The 16,255-nt window shown below is 70.6% G+C and carries 19 protein-coding genes; all 19 read right to left on the minus strand.

The genetic code is table 11. The features are described 5' to 3' along the window. Entirely contained in the window at positions 1 to 546 is a 546-nt protein-coding gene (locus ACFVU2_RS10455) for a hypothetical protein (RefSeq protein ID WP_387873638.1), read from the minus strand. Next, positions 539 to 1,861, minus strand: coding sequence for a dihydroorotase (locus ACFVU2_RS10460; protein WP_387873641.1), 1,323 nt, complete (start codon positions 1,859 to 1,861; stop codon positions 539 to 541). The genes ACFVU2_RS10455 and ACFVU2_RS10460 overlap by 8 nt, the downstream gene beginning before the upstream one ends. Positions 1,862 to 1,868: 7 nt before the next feature. Further along, on the minus strand, positions 1,869 to 2,819 hold the full coding sequence (locus ACFVU2_RS10465; RefSeq protein WP_387873644.1) for an aspartate carbamoyltransferase catalytic subunit: 951 nt from the start codon (positions 2,817 to 2,819) through the stop codon (positions 1,869 to 1,871). Then, positions 2,816 to 3,385 carry a bifunctional pyr operon transcriptional regulator/uracil phosphoribosyltransferase PyrR gene (gene pyrR / locus ACFVU2_RS10470; RefSeq protein ID WP_387873647.1) on the minus strand — a complete coding sequence of 190 codons (570 nt, stop codon included), beginning with the start codon at positions 3,383 to 3,385 and terminating at the stop codon, positions 2,816 to 2,818. Before pyrR ends, ACFVU2_RS10465 begins: the two co-directional genes overlap by 4 nt. Before the next feature lie 79 nt (positions 3,386 to 3,464). Then, on the minus strand, positions 3,465 to 4,172 hold the full coding sequence (locus tag ACFVU2_RS10475) for a DsbA family protein (RefSeq protein ID WP_387873650.1): 708 nt from the start codon (positions 4,170 to 4,172) through the stop codon (positions 3,465 to 3,467). Positions 4,173 to 4,197: 25 nt separating this feature from the next. Beyond that, positions 4,198 to 4,617: a transcription antitermination factor NusB gene (nusB, locus tag ACFVU2_RS10480; RefSeq protein WP_387873652.1), complete on the minus strand. Its 420-nt coding sequence runs from the start codon at positions 4,615 to 4,617 to the stop codon at positions 4,198 to 4,200. Continuing rightward, positions 4,617 to 5,180, minus strand: a complete 564-nt coding sequence (gene efp / locus ACFVU2_RS10485; protein WP_387873654.1) for an elongation factor P — start codon at positions 5,178 to 5,180, stop codon at positions 4,617 to 4,619. Before efp ends, nusB begins: the two co-directional genes overlap by 1 nt. Before the next feature lie 104 nt (positions 5,181 to 5,284). Beyond that, positions 5,285 to 5,722 carry a type II 3-dehydroquinate dehydratase gene (locus ACFVU2_RS10490; protein ID WP_387873657.1) on the minus strand — a complete coding sequence of 146 codons (438 nt, stop codon included), beginning with the start codon at positions 5,720 to 5,722 and terminating at the stop codon, positions 5,285 to 5,287. A 5-nt stretch (positions 5,723 to 5,727) separates the two neighbouring features. Beyond that, positions 5,728 to 6,120, minus strand: a complete 393-nt coding sequence (locus ACFVU2_RS10495; RefSeq protein ID WP_387873660.1) for a hypothetical protein — start codon at positions 6,118 to 6,120, stop codon at positions 5,728 to 5,730. Next, positions 6,120 to 7,205 carry a 3-dehydroquinate synthase gene (aroB, locus tag ACFVU2_RS10500; RefSeq protein ID WP_387873663.1) on the minus strand — a complete coding sequence of 362 codons (1,086 nt, stop codon included), beginning with the start codon at positions 7,203 to 7,205 and terminating at the stop codon, positions 6,120 to 6,122. The genes ACFVU2_RS10495 and aroB overlap by 1 nt, the downstream gene beginning before the upstream one ends. Further along, the gene (locus ACFVU2_RS10505; RefSeq protein ID WP_387873666.1) at positions 7,202 to 7,699 is read right to left on the minus strand and encodes a shikimate kinase; all 498 of its coding nucleotides are present in this window, start codon (positions 7,697 to 7,699) and stop codon (positions 7,202 to 7,204) included. The genes aroB and ACFVU2_RS10505 overlap by 4 nt, the downstream gene beginning before the upstream one ends. A 5-nt stretch (positions 7,700 to 7,704) precedes the next feature. Continuing rightward, positions 7,705 to 8,913: a chorismate synthase gene (aroC, locus tag ACFVU2_RS10510; RefSeq protein ID WP_387873669.1), complete on the minus strand. Its 1,209-nt coding sequence runs from the start codon at positions 8,911 to 8,913 to the stop codon at positions 7,705 to 7,707. Positions 8,914 to 8,963: 50 nt separating this feature from the next. Then, positions 8,964 to 10,115: a shikimate dehydrogenase gene (locus ACFVU2_RS10515; RefSeq protein WP_387873671.1), complete on the minus strand. Its 1,152-nt coding sequence runs from the start codon at positions 10,113 to 10,115 to the stop codon at positions 8,964 to 8,966. Continuing rightward, complete coding sequence (mltG, locus tag ACFVU2_RS10520) at positions 10,108 to 11,538, minus strand: endolytic transglycosylase MltG (RefSeq protein ID WP_387873674.1); 1,431 nt, start codon at positions 11,536 to 11,538, stop codon at positions 10,108 to 10,110. The genes ACFVU2_RS10515 and mltG overlap by 8 nt, the downstream gene beginning before the upstream one ends. Before the next feature lie 65 nt (positions 11,539 to 11,603). Continuing rightward, positions 11,604 to 12,071: a Holliday junction resolvase RuvX gene (gene ruvX / locus ACFVU2_RS10525; protein ID WP_387873677.1), complete on the minus strand. Its 468-nt coding sequence runs from the start codon at positions 12,069 to 12,071 to the stop codon at positions 11,604 to 11,606. Positions 12,072 to 12,076: 5 nt separating this feature from the next. Continuing rightward, the gene (gene alaS, locus ACFVU2_RS10530) at positions 12,077 to 14,734 is read right to left on the minus strand and encodes an alanine--tRNA ligase (RefSeq protein WP_387873679.1); all 2,658 of its coding nucleotides are present in this window, start codon (positions 14,732 to 14,734) and stop codon (positions 12,077 to 12,079) included. A 42-nt stretch (positions 14,735 to 14,776) separates the two neighbouring features. After that, complete coding sequence (locus ACFVU2_RS10535) at positions 14,777 to 14,968, minus strand: hypothetical protein (RefSeq protein ID WP_387873681.1); 192 nt, start codon at positions 14,966 to 14,968, stop codon at positions 14,777 to 14,779. A gap of 77 nt (positions 14,969 to 15,045) precedes the next feature. Then, positions 15,046 to 15,426 carry a DUF948 domain-containing protein gene (locus tag ACFVU2_RS10540; RefSeq protein ID WP_387873684.1) on the minus strand — a complete coding sequence of 127 codons (381 nt, stop codon included), beginning with the start codon at positions 15,424 to 15,426 and terminating at the stop codon, positions 15,046 to 15,048. Between the two features lie 132 nt (positions 15,427 to 15,558). Further along, positions 15,559 to 16,182, minus strand: coding sequence for a 30S ribosomal protein S4 (rpsD, locus tag ACFVU2_RS10545; protein ID WP_387873686.1), 624 nt, complete (start codon positions 16,180 to 16,182; stop codon positions 15,559 to 15,561). Between the last annotated feature and the right edge of the window lie 73 nt (positions 16,183 to 16,255).

The raw sequence follows: 16,255 nt of genomic DNA on the forward strand, positions 1-16,255 counted from the left end.
TCACACCTCCTGATCTTCCGGGCCCTCGGGGCCCGTCGTGCTCCCCGTCGGCGTCGCGCCGGGGAGGATGTTCTGAATGGCCGCGGTCACCGCGTCGCGGCCGGCCGGGTCGACGACCCGGAAGTAGCTGTCGGCGGGGACCCCGCCGCTGGTGGTCCAGCCGAACCGGAGCAGTCCGTCGCGCTCGACCACCCGGTCGATCGTGAAGGTGGCCGCGCCGACGCCGGTGAGCGTCGAGGCGGGCACGAAGACGGGAGGCTCCCCGGCGACACGGATCGAGACCCCCTCGGGCGAGACGCTGAGCGACCCCTTCCCGCGGTAGGCCAGACCGGGCAGGACGAGCCGCTCGAGCTGCTCCCCCGCCTTCGTCGTCGCGACGTACAGCACATCGGCCGCGGCGATCGGCGCGCCGAGCTGGGCGGGGACCGGGTGGCCGCCGCCCGCGGACGCGTCGCGCCGCCCCCGTCGTCGCCAGCCCCACAGCGCGAGCAGCAGGACCAGGACGATCACGATCGCGACGCCCAGGGTCGGCAGGAACTTATCCACGGGCGGCCTCCAGATCGACGACCGCGCCATCGAGCACGGTCGCGTAGCCCCGGTGGAACGTCGCGACGACGCGCCCCGGGAGGGTCATCGACAGGTAGGGCGAGTTCACGCCCTTCCCGGCGAGGTCACCGGTCGCGAACGAGCGCGACGCGGTCGGGTCGTAGAGGAACAGCTCCGCGGGCGCGCCCGCCTCGATCGGCGTGCCGTGCCCGGCGAGGCGCCCGATGCGGGCCGGGGTGGCCGAGAGTACGCGTGCGACGTCGGCCCAGTCGAGCAGTCCGGTGTCCACGACCGACGCGTGCACGACGGACAGGGCGGACTCGAGCCCGACCATGCCGAACGCGGCGGCGTCCCACTCGCAGTCCTTCGACTCGACCGGGTGCGGCGCGTGGTCCGTCGCGACGATGTCGATCGTGCCGTCCGCGAGCCCGGCGCGCAGCGCCTCCACGTCCTCCGCGCGTCGCAGCGGCGGGTTCACCTTGAAGCGTGCGTCGTAGCCGGCCGCCAGATCCTCGGTCAGGAGGAGGTGATGCGGCGTGACCTCGGCGGTGACGTCGATCCCGCGGGCCTTCGCCCAGCGGATCACGTCGACCGAGCCGGCCGTCGAGACGTGACACACGTGCAGGCGCGAGCCGACGTGCTCCGCCAGCAGGACGTCGCGGGCGATGATCGACTCCTCGGCGACGGCGGGCCAGCCGGCCAGGCCGAGCTCGCCCGAGAGCGCCCCCTCGTTCATCTGCGCGCCGACGGTCAGCCGGGGCTCCTGCGCGTGCTGCGCGATCACGCCGTCGAAGGCCTTCACATACTCCAGGGCCCGGCGCATGAGCAGCGGGTCGGACACGCACTTGCCGTCGTCGGAGAAGACGCGGACCCGGGCGCGGGAGTCGGCCATGGCGCCGAGCTCGGCGAGCCGCTCGCCCTCGAGCCCGACGGTCACGGCGCCGATGGGGCGCACGGTCGCGTACCCCGCGGCCTCCCCCAGGCTCAGGACCTGCTCGACCACACCGGCGGTGTCGGCCACCGGTGAGGTGTTCGCCATCGCGAAGACGGCGGTGAAACCGCCCGCGGCCGCAGCGCGCGTGCCGGTCAGGACCGTCTCGCTCTGCTCGTAGCCGGGCTCGCGCAGGTGGGTGTGGAGGTCGACGAGGCCCGGCAGCGCCAGGAGCCCGTCGGCGTCGATCCGCGACGCGCCCGCGGCGGACAGGCCGGAGCCCACCTCCGCGATGCGGCCGTCGTCGATCAGGAGGTCGGCACGCGTGCCGTCGGCGAGCGTCGCGCCCGCGATCACATACTTCTCGGCCAGTTTCTCGTCCATCGTCGTCTTATGCCTCACGCTCTCCACCGGACAGCAGGAGGTAGAGCGCCGCCATCCGCACGGACACGCCGTTCGCCACCTGCTCCCTGACTGTCGAGCGGGGCGAGTCCGCCGCGGCGGCGGAGATCTCCAGCCCTCGGTTCATCGGGCCCGGGTGCATCACAATGCTATCGGTGCGCAGCCTCCCGAGCCGTTCGTCGTCCAGCCCCCAGCGCCGGGAGTACTCGCGCGGGTTCGGGAAGAACGCCGCGTTCATGCGCTCGCCCTGGATGCGCAGCATCATGACGACGTCGGGATCCGCATCGATCGCGGCATCCAGGTCGTACCCGATGGAGGCCGGCCAGCCCGAGACGTCGACGGGCAGCAGGGTCGGCGGGGCGACCAGGGTCACCTCGGCGCCGAGCGTGCGCAGCAGCCAGACGTTGGATCGTGCGACGCGCGAGTGCAGGATGTCGCCGACGATCGTCACCGTGACACCGTCGAGGTCGCGACCGCGGGACGCCGTCCCGTGGAGGCGCCGCCGCATGGTGAACGCATCGAGCAGGGCCTGGGTGGGGTGCTCGTGCGTCCCGTCCCCCGCGTTGACGATCCCCGCATCGATCCACCCGCTCGTCGCGAGGGTCTGCGGGGCGCCGGAGGAGCCGTGCCGCACGACGACCGCGTCCGCGCCCATCGCCGCGAGCGTCTGCGCGGTGTCCTTCAGGCTCTCGCCCTTCGAGACGCTCGAGCCCTTGGCGGAGAAGTTGATGACGTCGGCCGAGAGGCGCTTGGCGGCCGCCTCGAACGAGATGCGCGTGCGGGTCGAGTCCTCGAAGAACAGGTTCACGACCGTCTTGCCGCGCAGCGTCGGGAGCTTCTTGACCTCGCGCTCCTGCACGTCGGCCATGTCCTCGGCGACGTCGAGCAGCCGGATGGCCTCGTCGCGCGACAGGGTCTTGGTCGAGAGGAGGTGCCTCATGCGCCGGCCTCCGCCTCATCCTCGGGCGACTCGATGGTCACCGATTCCTCGCCGTCGACACCGGCCAGGCGTACGTAGATGCGCTCCGACGCCGCGGACGGCAGGTTCTTGCCGACGTAGTCCGCACGGATCGGCAGCTCTCGGTGGCCGCGGTCCACCAGCACGGCCAGCCGCACGGCCCGGGGACGCCCCAGGTCGTTGAGGGCGTCGAGCGCCGCGCGGATCGTCCGGCCCGAGAAGAGCACGTCGTCCACGAGCACGACCGTCTTGCCGTCGATGGGCCCGGGAAGCGAGGTGGGCTGCGGCGTCCGGATCGGATTGCGCGCCAGATCGTCGCGGTACATCGTCACATCGAGTGCGCCGACGATGTCGGCGGGCGACGAGACGGCCTGCGGTTCGATGCGCTGGATGGTGTCGGCGATCCTCCGGGCCAGTTCGACGCCGCGGGTCGGGATCCCCAGGATCACCAGATCGTTCGTTCCCCGGTTGGACTCCAGGATCTCGTGCGAGATCCGGGTCAACGCCCGGGCGATGTCAGCCTGTTGCAGCACGGTGCGCGCTGTCATGCCGACCTCCTTCCCCGCCTCACAGGACGGCTCATTAAAGGATGTCTACCGAGAGCCGAGCATAGCAGCCCGGCCTGCGTCACTTGTCGTTCAGGAACTTCTGGAACGCGTCCGCGTCGCTGATGCTCCCGGTGTACTGCTTGCCGTCCACGAGAACGGTCGGGGTGCCCTCGATCTTGTCGAGCACCTTCTTCCCGTCGACCTCGATCGGCCCGCTCTGCGAGTGCGCCGTGTTCGCCTGCGCCCACGCCTGGTACGGGCCGCTGCGGGCGATGCAGCCCGAGATGTCCGTGATCCCGAGGTCGGTGGCCCGCTTCGCGAGCTCGTCGTCGGTCAGACCGCTCGAGTTCTCCTCCGGCTGGTCGGTGAACAGTGCCTGGTAGTAGTCGAGCACGCGCGACTTGTCGTGGACGCCCACGCAGGTCAGCGCGGCCGCTGCCCGGGTCGAGTACCCGGTGCCGCTGGAGGCCCGGTCGAGGAAGGTCAGCGGGTGCAGGCGCAGCGTGATCGAGCCGTCCTTGACCGCCTTCTCCAGCGTGTCGCCGTTCGACTTCTCGAAGGCGCCGCAGATCGGGCACATGGCGTCGAACCAGATGTCGACCTTCTTCTGCCCGGTGCCGGCGGAGATGTAGCGGTCGTCGAAGTTCACCGCGCCATCGACTCCGGTCGGCGGCTTGTCGGTCGCGACGGGCACCGAGGTGTCGCCGAACATGGAGCAGGCGGAGACGCCGATCGTCAGTGCGACGGCGACGACGGTGGCGGCGAGGATGCGGCGAGTGCGCTTCACGTCGTCCCTTCGGTAGTGGGTGGTGCTATTTCGTCGTATTGCTCTGGGCGATCTTCGCAAGCAGCCCGTTGACGAAGCCGGCGCTGTCGTCGGTCGACAGTACCGTCGCCGCCTCAACGGCTTCTGAGATCGCGACGCCCTCGGGGACGGCGTCGTTGAAGAGCAGCTCCCAGACGCCGATGCGCAGGATGGCGCGGTCGACGGCGGGCATCCGCGCGAGGGTCCAGCCCTGCGCGTAGGTCTCGATCTGCTCGTCGATCTCGTCCTGGTGGTCGATCACGCCGTCGACGATCTCACGCGCGTACAGCCACGACGCTTCACGCGTGGGCTCGTTGGCTGCGCGCTCCGCTTCGGTGGCCAGTGCCTGCCGGAGCGGCTGCTGGCGCAGATCGGCGCTGTAGAGCAGGTCGAGGGCGCGCTTGCGGGCCTTGGTCCGGGCGCTCACTAGTCGTTGACGCGGCCGAGGTAGTCGCCCGTGCGGGTGTCGACCTTGACCTTGGTGCCGGTCTCGAGGAAGAGCGGGACCTGGATCTGGTAGCCGGTCTGGACGGTGGCCGGCTTGGTGCCGCCGGTCGAGCGGTCGCCCTGCAGGCCCGGCTCGGTGTACGTGATCTCGAGGACGACCGAGGCCGGCAGCTCGACGTAGAGCGGCGAGCCCTCGTGCAGCGCGACGGTCACGTTCTGGTTCTCGAGCATGAAGTTGGCGGCGTCGGAGACGACCGGGCCCGGGATGGTGATCTGGTCGTAGTCGCTGGTGTCCATGAAGACGAAGTCGGCGCCGTCCTGGTACAGGTACTGGTACTCGCGGCGGTCGACGTTGGTGATGTCGATCTTGGCGCCGGCGTTGTACGTGCGGTCGACGGTCTTGCCCGTCGTCACGTTCTTGAGCTTCGTGCGGACGAACGCGCCACCCTTGCCCGGCTTCACGTGCTGGAACTCGATGACGCTCCAGAGCTGTCCGTCGATGTTGAGGACGATGCCGTTCTTGATGTCAGCGGTCGATGCCATGCGCGAGTTCCATTCAGTTTGCGAAAGAGTTCCGGGTGGATTCCGCGGGCGTCAGCGGTCCACATCGCCGCGCGCGAAGCGACGGCCAGGAAAGATTCTAGACGTCAGCGCCCGTTTCGGCGAATGTGCGCCAGCGCGAGGCGGTACGACTCGAAGCCGAATCCGGCGATCACTCCGGTCGAGACGGCCGAGATCACGCTGGTGTGGCGGAACTCCTCGCGGGCATGCGGGTTCGAGATGTGCACCTCGATCACGGTGCCGCCGGCCGTGGTGACCAGCGAGACCGCGTCCCGCAGCGCGTAGGAGTAGTGCGTCCAGGCGCCGGCGTTCAGGATCACGGGCGTCCCGCTGTCGGCGGCGGCGTGCAGCCATCCCAGGAGCTCCGCCTCGGCATCCGTCTGCCGCAGATCGATCTGCAGCTCCGGGGCGTCCTCCTGCAACAGGAGGCGCAGGTCGTCGAGGGTCTGCGAACCGTAGACGCCGGGCTCGCGGGTGCCGAGGCGGCCGAGGTTCGGGCCGTTCAGGACGAGGACGCTGCTCATGCCGCTCACCCTACCGGTGTCTCGTCGCCGGTCAGCGGACGGACGCGCACGGCCGACCACACCTCGTCCACCGACACGTTGCTGATCGGTCGCCAGCCGAACGCGCCGGACTCGCGGATGATCGTGTCGCGGTTCAGGTCGGCGCGGTTGCCCTTCGGGTAGACGAACCAGACCGCTCGCGCGCCCGCCAGCGCCGGCAGCTCGGAACCGAAACGGTCGAGCAGCTCCTCGCGGCTCTCCACGAACAGCACGGCGACGGACGCCTCGGCCGCCGGCCCCTCGCTCACCCCGTCGGGGATCGCGCCGAGAAGCGCCGCGAGCCCAGGCGCGCGCGCGTCGACCGCGAGGATATCACCCGCCCTCAGCAGGAGCTTCTGCGCGATCGAGCGTTCGGCCATCAGGAGGCGATCTCCTGGTACGCCGCGAAGAGCAGGCTCTGGTCGGGGCCGGCGAGGACGGTCGGGCGCGCGATGTCGTCCAGCACGATGAAGCGCAGGAGGTTGCCGCGGGCCTTCTTGTCCCGCTGCATCGTCGCGAGCAGGGTCTGCCACCGCCCGAGCGGGTAGGTGGTCGGCAGCGTCAGGGACTCCAGGATGCGGCGATGGCGGTCGACCGCCTCGTCCGAGAGCCGTCCGCTCAGCCGGCCGAGCTCGGCCGCGTAGACCATGCCGACGGCGACGGCCGCGCCGTGCCGCCACTGGTAGCGCTCCGCGTGCTCGATGGCGTGCCCGAGGGTGTGTCCGTAGTTCAGGATCTCGCGCAGGCCCTGCTCGGTGAAGTCCTCCCCCACCACCCGGGCCTTGATCCCGATCGAGAGCTCGACGAGGCGGCGGAACTCCGGCGACTCGGGGTCGGTCGCCACGGCGACGTCGCGCTCGATGATGTCGAGGATCTCGGGCTCGGCGATGAACCCGTACTTCACGACCTCGCCGAAGCCCGCGAGGATCTCGTTGCGGCCGAGGGAGGCGAGAGTGTCGAGGTCGCAGACCACCGCGGCCGGCGCGTAGAACGCCCCGACGAGGTTCTTGCCCTCGGTCGTGTTGATGCCGGTCTTGCCGCCGACGGCCGCGTCGACCATCCCGAGCAGCGTGGTCGGCACCTGGATGAGCTTCACACCGCGCAGCCACGTCGCCGCGGCGAAGCCCGCGAGGTCGGTCACGGCGCCGCCCCCGAAACCGACGACCGCGTCGGACCGGGTGAAGTCGGCCTGGCCCATGATCCCCCAGAGGAAGGCCGCGACCTCGACGCGCTTCGCCGCCTCGGCATCCGGCACCTCCGCGAGGAGGACCTCGTAGCGGCCGAGCAGCGACTCCCGCAGCTCCGCGGCCGCGGCGCCGAGGGTCGGCGGGTGGACCAGGAGCACCTTGTTGACCTTGTCGCCGAGGTGCCCGGCGAGGTCGAATCGCACGCCGCGTCCGACGATGACCGGGTACTGGTCGTCACCTGCGACGAGGATCTCGGTGGGGGTGTCGGCGTCGGTCATCGATGTCCTTCCTCCTGCTCGACCCACTCGGCGATCTCCTCCACGATGGAGTCGATCGGACGGGTCGAGGTGTCCGCGGTGTAATCCGCGAGCGATGCGTACAGCTCGGCGCGTTCGGCGACGAGCCGCTTCCACGATTCGATGTCGGTCACCAGGGGGCGCTTGCCTCCGGTGATCCGCTGGGCGATGGCCTCGGGCTGCACCGTGAGCAGCACCACCCGCAGCCCGGACAGATCGGCGCGCGTGTCGGTGTCGAGCACCGCGCCTCCGCCCAGGGAGACCACTCCGCCCTCCCGGAGCGCCGCGGCGACGGCGGCGCGCTCCAGGGCGCGGAAGTGGGGTTCGCCGTGGTCGGCGAAGATCTCGGAGATCGGGCCGTGGTCGGCGACGACGCGCGCGTCGGTGTCGACGAACGCGAGCCCGAGCCGCTTCGCCAGCCGCTTGCCCAGACGGGACTTGCCCGCCGCGGGCGGGCCGATCAGGACGACCGTCACGGCGTTCAGGCGGAGGGCGCGCCGACGCGCTCGGTCGCCAGGTTCTGCGGGATGGCGTCCAGGTAGCCGCGCAGGTTGCGGGCCGTCTCGGGAAGCGAGTCGCCGCCGAACTTCTCCAGGACGGAGTTGGCGAGCACGAGCGCCACCATGGCCTCGGCGACCACGCCGGCCGCCGGGACCGCGCAGACGTCGGAGCGCTGATGGTGCGCCGCGGCGGCCTCGCTCGTCGCCACGTCGATCGTGCGCAGCGCGTGCGGCACGGTCGCGATCGGCTTCATCCCGGCACGGACCCGCAGGATCGTCCCGGTGCTCATGCCGCCCTCGGTGCCGCCGGCGCGGTCGCTGGCGCGCACGATCGTCCCGGCCTCGGCGAGCAGCTCGTCGTGCGCCTCCGAGCCACGGCGGGTGGTCGTCAGGAAGCCGTCGCCGACCTCCACCCCCTTGATGGCCTGGATGCCCATGAGGGCGGCAGCGAGCTGGCTGTCGAGGCGACGGTCCCAGTGGACGTGCGAGCCGAGTCCCGGCGGGACGCCGTAGGCGAGCACCTCGACGACGCCGCCGAGGGTGTCGCCGTCTTTGTGTGCCGAGTCGACCTCCGCGACCATCCGCTCGGACGTCGCGGGGTCGAAGCAGCGCAGCGGATCCGCGTCGAGCGCCTCCACGTCGGACGGCGTCGGCAGCGGCGCGCCCTCGGGGACGCGCACCGGGCCGATCGAGAGCGTGTGGCTCACCAGGGTGATCCCGAGCTCCGCCAGGAACGAGCGCGCGACCGCGCCCAGCGCGACCCGTGCGGCGGTCTCGCGCGCGCTGGCGCGCTCCAGCACCGGGCGCGCCTCGTCGAAGCCGTACTTCTGCATCCCGACGAGGTCGGCGTGCCCCGGGCGGGGCCGGGTCAGCGGGGCACCGCGCCCTCCGGCGAGCTTCTCCGGATCGACCGGCTCCGGGTTCATGACGTCGACCCACTTCGGCCACTCGGTGTTGCCGACGCGCAGGGCGATCGGGCTGCCGAGGCTGGAGCCGTGGCGGACGCCGCCCGAGATCTCGAGGGCGTCCTGCTCGAACTTCATCCGTGCGCCGCGCCCGTAACCGAGCTTGCGGCGGGCCAGGTCGGCGCGGATGGCGTCGAGCGAGACCGGGACCCCGGCAGGGAGGCCCTCCAGGACGGCGATGAGTTCGGGGCCGTGGGATTCCCCGGCGGTGAGCCAACGAAGCATGCTTCGATTCTGGCACAGCGGCCGGGGGCCGCCGCGCCCTGTGACGGCCCTCAGGCCTCCAGCGGGACCCCTGCGGCGTCGATGCCGACCGCGTCGAGCATGGCGGCGAGCACGGCATCCTCGTCGGCGAGCGGCTCCAGCGGGTCGCCGGACACGAAGATCCGCACCTGCAGCAGGGCCTGGTGCACCAGCATGGCGAGTCCCGAGACGACCGTGCCGCCGACAGCGGCCCAGGCCGTCGCGAGCGTGCTCGGCCACGGCTCGTACGCCACGTCGAACAGCACCGCCCGGCGCCGGGTCGAATCGGTGTACAGGACCTCGGGCCGCGTGCCGCCCGGGAGGGTGCTGATCACGAGTTCGGGCACGTCCAGCGACCGGTCCGCCTGGGCGAGGGACCGCAGCCGCACCATCAGTCCGAGCTCGTGCGCCAACGGCTCCAGCCAGACGCTGCGGGTGAGGTCGCGCACGTGCACATCGACGCGCTCGGCGCCGAGCTCCGCGGCGGCGACCAGCGCGGATGCCGCGGTGGCGCCTCCGCCCAGGATGTGGACGTACCGGGCCGAGGCGACCCCGGCACCGGCCAGCGCCCGGACGATCCCGGCGACGTCGGTGTTGAAGCCGCGCACCGCCTCCCCGTCGAGGAGCACCGTGTTGGCCGCACCGGTCTGCTCCGCGACGAGGTCGACCTCGGTGAGCAGCGGCAGAACCGCCTTCTTGAGCGGCATCGTGAGCGACAGTCCGCGCCATTCGGCACCCAGACCGTCCATGAACCCGGCGAGGGTCTCCTCGGTGACCTCGACCGGCTCGTACGACCAGTCGAGCCCGAGCACCCCGTAGGCGGCCTTCTGCAGGGCCGGCGACTGCGAGTGCGCGATGGGCGAGCCGAGCACGGCGAGCGAGCGGCGCGCCGGGGGCTTCTTCGACGCAGCGGCCTTCGCAGCCGGGGCGGCCTTCGCAGCCGGGGCCTTCTTCGCCGGTTCGGGCGTCGCAGGCGCCGGAGGGTCGGCCACCGTCTCGTCGTCCTGCGGCTCCTCGCGTTCGGCGGCGTCCTCGGCCTCGGCGACCGCGGCCTCCTCGGCCTCCAGCGCCCGCTCGGCCTCGACCAGCCCGGCGATCGAGGCCTCGGCGGAGGCCTCCGACACGCCGTCCTCGACCGACGCTCGCTCGTCGCTCTCGTTCGGGCTCTGGGGGGTGTCACTCATAGCCGGGGTTGTCCTTCATCCATTGCTGCCATTTCGCCACAGCGGCCTCGTGCTCGGCCTCGGTGGTCGAGAAGATCGTCTCGCCGGTCTGGAGGTTCCACGTCACGAAGAATATCCACGGGCCGTCGGCAGGGTGCACCACCGCATTGATCGCGAGGTCCCCCGGGTTGGAGATCGGCCCGACCGGGAGGCCGGGGTGGACGTACGTGTTGTACGGGTTGCTCGCGTCCGCGCGCTCGGCATCCGTCGTCTCCACCCGGTGGGTGTTGCCCGTGCCGTAGGCGACCGTCGCGTCGGACTGCAGATCCCAGCCCTGCTGGATCCGGTTGAGGAACACCCGCGCGACCTTCGGATAGTCGTCCTTGAGCCCCGCCTCGCGCTGCACGATCGATGCCAGCACCACGGTGTTCCAGCGGTTCTCGGGCGTCACGCCGGCGGCGTCGAGCGACTGGAACATCCGGTCGACCATGGTCTTGATCGCGTCGTGGGCCGTCGTTCCCGGGGCGAAGGTGTACGTCGCCGGGAAGAGGAAGCCCTCCAGCGTCTTCGCTTCCGCCGGGAGGCCGTAATCGGCCGGGTTGGCCGCGGCCGCCTGGAGGTCCGCGATCGGGATCTTCGTGACATCCGCCACGGTCTGCAGCACGTCGACCTCGGCGGTCCCCTCGGGGATCACGGCCGTGTTCTCGACGCGGTTCGCAGGGTCCTTCAACGCGATGAGGGCCGCGCTCGCACTCATCTGCTTCTTGAGCTTGAAGGCGCCCGGCTGGAACTCGACCTCCGGCTTCTGCCGGAGCAGGAGGGAGTAGAACGCGTCGTAGGACTTCGTGACGCCCGCCTTGTGGAGGTTCGTAGCGATGTCCGACCCGGTGTCGCCCGACACGATGGTGAACATCACCTCGCCCGTCCCGTCCCCGGGATAGTCGTCATCCTTCGGAGTGAGGGAGGCGACGAGCTGTGCGACCTGCGGCTGGAAGATGGCGTACGCCGCGCCCGCCATCCCGCCGAGGACGGCGAGGATGACGACGGTCACGATCAGTGGCTTGACCCAGCGCCGCTTGCGCTTGGGCTCCGCGTGCGAGAGGTAGTTCTGCTGCCGCCAGGCCAGCGGCGACTCCCCCGTCTGCGGTGCCGGCTCCCGATCGGCCGGCTCGTCCGCGAGTGCCCCGAAGAGCGCACGTGCGGGATGGTCGGCCGCGAGATCGTCCGAACCGTGACGCACCGCCGCTCCGACGGGCTCCGGCTCGGGTTCCGGAACGCGGTCGATCGGGCCGGTGATCACCGCGTCGAAGTCGAGGCGGTCGAGCGCGTCGCTCTGCTGCGGCTGCGGTGTGCGCACCTCATCGTGCGATGCCGGCTGCTGAACGCCGTCCGTCTCGCCCGCGCCGCCCGCCTCGCGGGCCGCGCGCGCTTCACGACGGGTCATCGGCTGCCGGTTGACGGCCGGTAACACGGGGGGTTCCGGTCGCTCCTCGGGGTTCTTCGACAAACTCAGGGTCCAATGCTCGATTCGACGGGGTGGCCCGGCGGGCGGCCGGAGGCGCGCTCCGCGTCGAGGGCATGCTGCAAAATTATCGTGGCCGCCACCTGATCCACCACTGGACGCGCGCTTTTCGAGTTCTTGCCGGACGCGCGGAGGGCCGAGTGGGCCGACACGGTCGACAGCCGCTCGTCGACGAGACGCACCGGGACGTCGAGTTCCGCATCCAATGCCTCCGCGAACGCCACCGCGTCCTCGGTGGATGCGGTGCGGGCGCCCGAGAGCGCCAACGGCAACCCGACGATAATCTCGAAAACTCCGAGTTCTGTCACAATGGCGCCGATTCTCCGGCGATCCGAAGCGTCTTCGGAGCGTGCGACGGTTTCGACCGGCGTCGCGATCATGCCGTGCGGATCGGATCGGCTGACACCGATCCGCACCTTTCCGACATCGATCCCGAGCCGGACTCCGGGGCGCATCCGCCCTATCCGATCGCCGAGACGACCGCGCTCAGAGCAGCCGGGATCGCCGCCGCGTCGGGTCCGCCGCCCTGCGCGAGGTCGGCCTTGCCGCCTCCACCGCCGCCGAGCACGCCCGCCGCCGTCTTCGCCAGGGCGCCGGCATTGGCGCCGGCGTCACGTGCGGCCTGGTTGGTCGCCACGATGACGACCGGCTTGTCCCCGGCCTGTGCGGCCAGGGCGACGACCGCCGGATCGGAGCCGAGTCGCTCGCGGACCGTGGTCACCAGCAGTCGGAGGTCGTCCGCGGAGTTCAGGGTGCCCGCGTCCTCCGCCACGACGGTGTACGAGCCGTGGCGGGACGACGCCGCGACGAGCGCGGGGACCTTGTCGAGCACGGCGCGCGCTTCGAAGGCCTGGATCCGCTTCTCCGCCGCCTTGAGGTTGGCCAGCAGGTCCGCGATCTTCTCGGGGAGATGCTCGCGGGGGGTCTTGAGACTGCCCGAGAGCTGCGACACGATCGTGCGCTCGACGGCGAGGTCGCGGAACGCCTCCAGACCGACGAGCGACTCGACGCGTCGGTTGGTGGACCCGACGGACGATTCGCTGACGAGGTTGATCATCCCGATCTCGGCACTGGTGGAGACGTGCGTCCCCGCGCAGAGTTCGCGCGACCACGGGCCGCCGATGTCGACGACGCGCACGACATCGCCGTACTTCTCACCGAAGAGGGCCATCGCCCCCAGCGCCTTGGCCTCGTCGAGCGGAAGCTCGCGCGTCGTCACTTCGAGGTTCTGGCGGATCGCGTTGTTCGAGATCTCCTCGATCTCGCTCCGCGTCTCGGCCGAGAGCGCCTGGTTCCACGAGAAGTCGAGGCGCAGGTAGCCCGCCTTGTTGAACGATCCGGACTGGTGCGCGTTCGCGCCGAGCACCTGTCGCAGAGCGGCGTGGATGATGTGGGTGCCGGAGTGCGCCTGGCGGGCGCCGCGGCGGTACTCGTGGTCGACGAGGCTCGTCGCCGGAGCGCCGACGCCGACCTCCCCGCTGCGGACCAGCACCTTGTGGCTGATGAGGCCCTTCACCGGCTTCTGCACGTCGAGCACGTCGAGCTCGTAGCCCGGCCCCACGATGGTGCCCGCATCCGCGTCCTGGCCGCCCGATTCGGCATAGAGGGAGGTCGCACCGAGGATGATCTCGGCGACCTGGCCCTCGCGAGCGACGGCGACCGAGGCGCCGTCGACGATCAGACCGAGCACGCTCGACTCCGTCTCGAGCTCGGTGTAGCCGGTGAAGACCGTCTCGCCCTGGGCACGGAACGCGCCGTAGACCGAGAGGTCGGCCAGCGCCGTCTTCTTCGCCTTGGCGTCGGCCTTCGCGCGCGACCGCTGGTCAGCCATCAGGGTGTCGAAGGCCGCGCGGTCGACGCTCAGGCCGGCCTCCTCCGCCATCTCCAGAGTGAGGTCGATGGGGAAGCCGTAGGTGTCGTGCAGCAGGAACGCGGTGTCTCCGGCGAGCTGGCCCTGGCCGGCCTTGCGGGTGTTCGACACCGCCGTGTCGAGGATGCTCGTGCCCGCCGCGAGCGTGCGCAGGAAGGTCTCCTCCTCCGCGTAGGCGAGCTGCGAGATGCGGTCGAACTCGATCGCGACCTCGGGGTACGCCGCCTTCATCGCATCGCGGGAGGCCGGGAAGAGCTCCGGGAAGGTCGCGGTCTCGACGCCGAGCAGACGCATCGCGCGCACTGTGCGGCGCAGGAGGCGGCGGAGCACATAGCCGCGGCCCTCGTTCGACGGGGTCACGCCGTCGGCCATCAGCATGAGGGCGCTGCGGACGTGGTCCGCGACGACGCGCAGCCGCACGTCGTCCTCGTGGGCCTCGTTGCCGTACGGCTTGTCGGCCAGCTGCGCGGCGCGGTCGAGCACCGGGCGCACCTGGTCGATCTCGTACATGTTGTCGACGCCCTGCTTGATGAACGCGACGCGCTCGAGCCCCATGCCCGTGTCGATGTTCTTCTTGGGCAGGTCGCCGAGGATCTCGAAGTCCTTCTTGCCGTCGCCCTCGCCGCGGAGGTACTGCATGAAGACGAGGTTCCAGATCTCGACGTAGCGGTCGTCGTCCGTCGCCGGGCCGCCGTCGATGCCGTAGGCCGGGCCGCGGTCGAAGAAGATCTCGGAGCACGGGCCCGCGGGGCCGGGCTGGCCGGTCGACCAGTAGTTGGTGTCCTTGCCGAGCCCCTGGATGCGCTCGGGCGGGAGGGTGGAGACGCGACCCCAGATCTCACGAGCCTCGTCGTCGTCCTCGTAGACCGTGACCCACAGGTCCTCGGGGGCGAAGCCGAGGCCACCCTCGTCCTCGGAGGTCGTCAGCAGGTCCCAGGCGAACGTGATCGCCTGCTCCTTGAAGTAGTCGCCGAACGAGAAGTTGCCGCACATCTGGAAGAACGTCCCGTGACGCGGGGTCTTGCCGACCTCTTCGATGTCGAGCGTCCGGATGCACTTCTGCACGCTGGTCGCACGCGGGTAGGGCGCCGGGACGACTCCCGTCAGATAGGGGACGAACGGCACCATGCCCGCGACGGTGAACAGCAACGACGGGTCGTCGCTGACGAGGGAGGCGGAGGGGACGACGGTGTGGCCGCGCTTCTCGAAGAAGTCGAGCCAGCGGCGGTGGATTTCAGCGGTCTGCATGGTTTCCGGTCGTTCGAAGCTGGGGGTGGGCGGTGATGCGGGTCAGTCGCCGTCGATCGCGGAGCGGATCTCGGCCTCGCGCTGACGGTAGCCGTCAGAGACGGCGTCTCCGAAGTCGCGCGCCTTCTGGTCGAGCGAGCTGAAGAACTCGCGACCCTTCGACGTCTCGTTGACCTTGTGGGCGACGACGAAGCCGATCCCGACGCCGACGAGGAGCCACAGGAAACTCTTCATTGCTGTTCTTCCCTCCGTGTCCGGTGCGCGAGCACACCTGATCGAGTCTAGTGGCAGCCGCCGAGGAGCGGGCCGCTCTACTCGGAGCGGTCGCGGCGCCCTCGGCGTGCGCCGCCGACGGTCGCGAAGGCGGCCCTGACCGCCGCGCTGAAGCCGGCGAGCTTGATGAGCGGGCCTCCGACGGTGGCCGCGAAGAGCGACACGAGGGCCGAGACGTTGCCGGTCACGTCGGCGACGTTCCTGGTGATCGTGTCGACGCGGGCGAGCTGCTTGTTGGTCTCGCGCAGCGTCGTCGCCGTCTCGTCCAGGATGGGCGTGATGCCGTCGCTGGCGTCCTTGATCGAGTCTCGGGTCTGATCGAGCACCCGGCCGAATTTGAGGAGCGGCACGGCGATGAAGCCGACGAGGACGGCGAACACGCCCGCCGCGATGAGCCCTGCGATGTCTCCACCCGACACGAGTCGTCCTTCCATTCCGTCACCGGCATACTGCTCCAGCGTAGCCCCGCACGGCGGCGTGCACAGCGCCGGAGACGACGGAACGGGGTCGCGGCCGAAGCCACGACCCCGTTCCGGGAGTCTCGCGGAGCCTTAGCGGGCCGCGTAGTACTCGACGACCAGCTGGACCTCACAGGTCACGGGGACCTCGGCACGCTTCGGGCGACGCTCGAGGCGGGCCTGGAGCTTGTCGATCTCGACGTCGAGGTAGGCCGGGACCTTGGGGAGGACGTCGACGTGACCGCCGGCGGCCGCGACCTGGAAGGGCTCGGTGCCCTCGGAGCGGGCCTTGACGTGGATGAGCTGACCCGGCTTCACGCGGAAGGAGGGACGGTCGACGATCTTGCCGTCGACGAGGATGTGACGGTGCACGACGAACTGGCGGGCCTGCGAGATCGTGCGGGCGAAGCCCGAGCGGAGCACGAGCGCGTCGAGACGCATCTCGAGGATCTCGACCAGGTTCTCACCGGTCAGGCCCTGGGTGCGACGGGCCTCTTCGAAGGCGATGCGGAGCTGCTTCTCGCGGATGCCGTACTGGGCGCGCAGACGCTGCTTCTCGCGCAGACGCACGGCGTAGTCGGAGTCGGCCTTGCGCTTGGTGCGGCCGTGCTCACCGGGGGCGTACGGGCGCTTCTCGAGGTAGCGCGCGGCCTTCGGGGTGAGCGCGATGCCGAGGGCACGCGACTCGCGGGTCTTGCTGCGGGAACGTGAGGACACGGTTTCCTTTCAATGGTCTCTCTAGTACATGGACTGCGGGACGCGACAGAGGCGCCCGCGCGCACGACGAGTG

The sequence above is a fragment of the Leifsonia sp. NPDC058194 genome (genome assembly GCF_042883605.1).
In the GTDB taxonomy this organism is placed as follows: domain Bacteria; phylum Actinomycetota; class Actinomycetes; order Actinomycetales; family Microbacteriaceae; genus Leifsonia.

Bases quoted from the DNA above. Each gene is read 5' to 3' on its own strand.
- ACFVU2_RS10490 (WP_387873657.1), bottom strand. From the start codon at position 5,722: ATGAGCAGCGTCCTCGTCCTGAACGGCCCGAACCTCGGCCGCCTCGGC.
- pyrR (WP_387873647.1), bottom strand. From the start codon at position 3,385: ATGACAGCGCGCACCGTGCTGCAACAGGCTGACATCGCCCGGGCGTTG.
- ACFVU2_RS10495 (WP_387873660.1), bottom strand. From the start codon at position 6,120: ATGGCCGAACGCTCGATCGCGCAGAAGCTCCTGCTGAGGGCGGGTGAT.
- ACFVU2_RS10465 (WP_387873644.1), bottom strand. From the start codon at position 2,819: ATGAGGCACCTCCTCTCGACCAAGACCCTGTCGCGCGACGAGGCCATC.
- aroB (WP_387873663.1), bottom strand. From the start codon at position 7,205: ATGACCGACGCCGACACCCCCACCGAGATCCTCGTCGCAGGTGACGAC.
- aroC (WP_387873669.1), bottom strand. From the start codon at position 8,913: ATGCTTCGTTGGCTCACCGCCGGGGAATCCCACGGCCCCGAACTCATC.
- efp (WP_387873654.1), bottom strand. From the start codon at position 5,180: ATGGCATCGACCGCTGACATCAAGAACGGCATCGTCCTCAACATCGAC.
- alaS (WP_387873679.1), bottom strand. From the start codon at position 14,734: ATGCAGACCGCTGAAATCCACCGCCGCTGGCTCGACTTCTTCGAGAAG.
- ACFVU2_RS10460 (WP_387873641.1), bottom strand. From the start codon at position 1,861: ATGGACGAGAAACTGGCCGAGAAGTATGTGATCGCGGGCGCGACGCTC.
- ruvX (WP_387873677.1), bottom strand. From the start codon at position 12,071: ATGCGCCCCGGAGTCCGGCTCGGGATCGATGTCGGAAAGGTGCGGATC.
- ACFVU2_RS10515 (WP_387873671.1), bottom strand. From the start codon at position 10,115: ATGAGTGACACCCCCCAGAGCCCGAACGAGAGCGACGAGCGAGCGTCG.
- mltG (WP_387873674.1), bottom strand. From the start codon at position 11,538: ATGACCCGTCGTGAAGCGCGCGCGGCCCGCGAGGCGGGCGGCGCGGGC.
- ACFVU2_RS10535 (WP_387873681.1), bottom strand. From the start codon at position 14,968: ATGAAGAGTTTCCTGTGGCTCCTCGTCGGCGTCGGGATCGGCTTCGTC.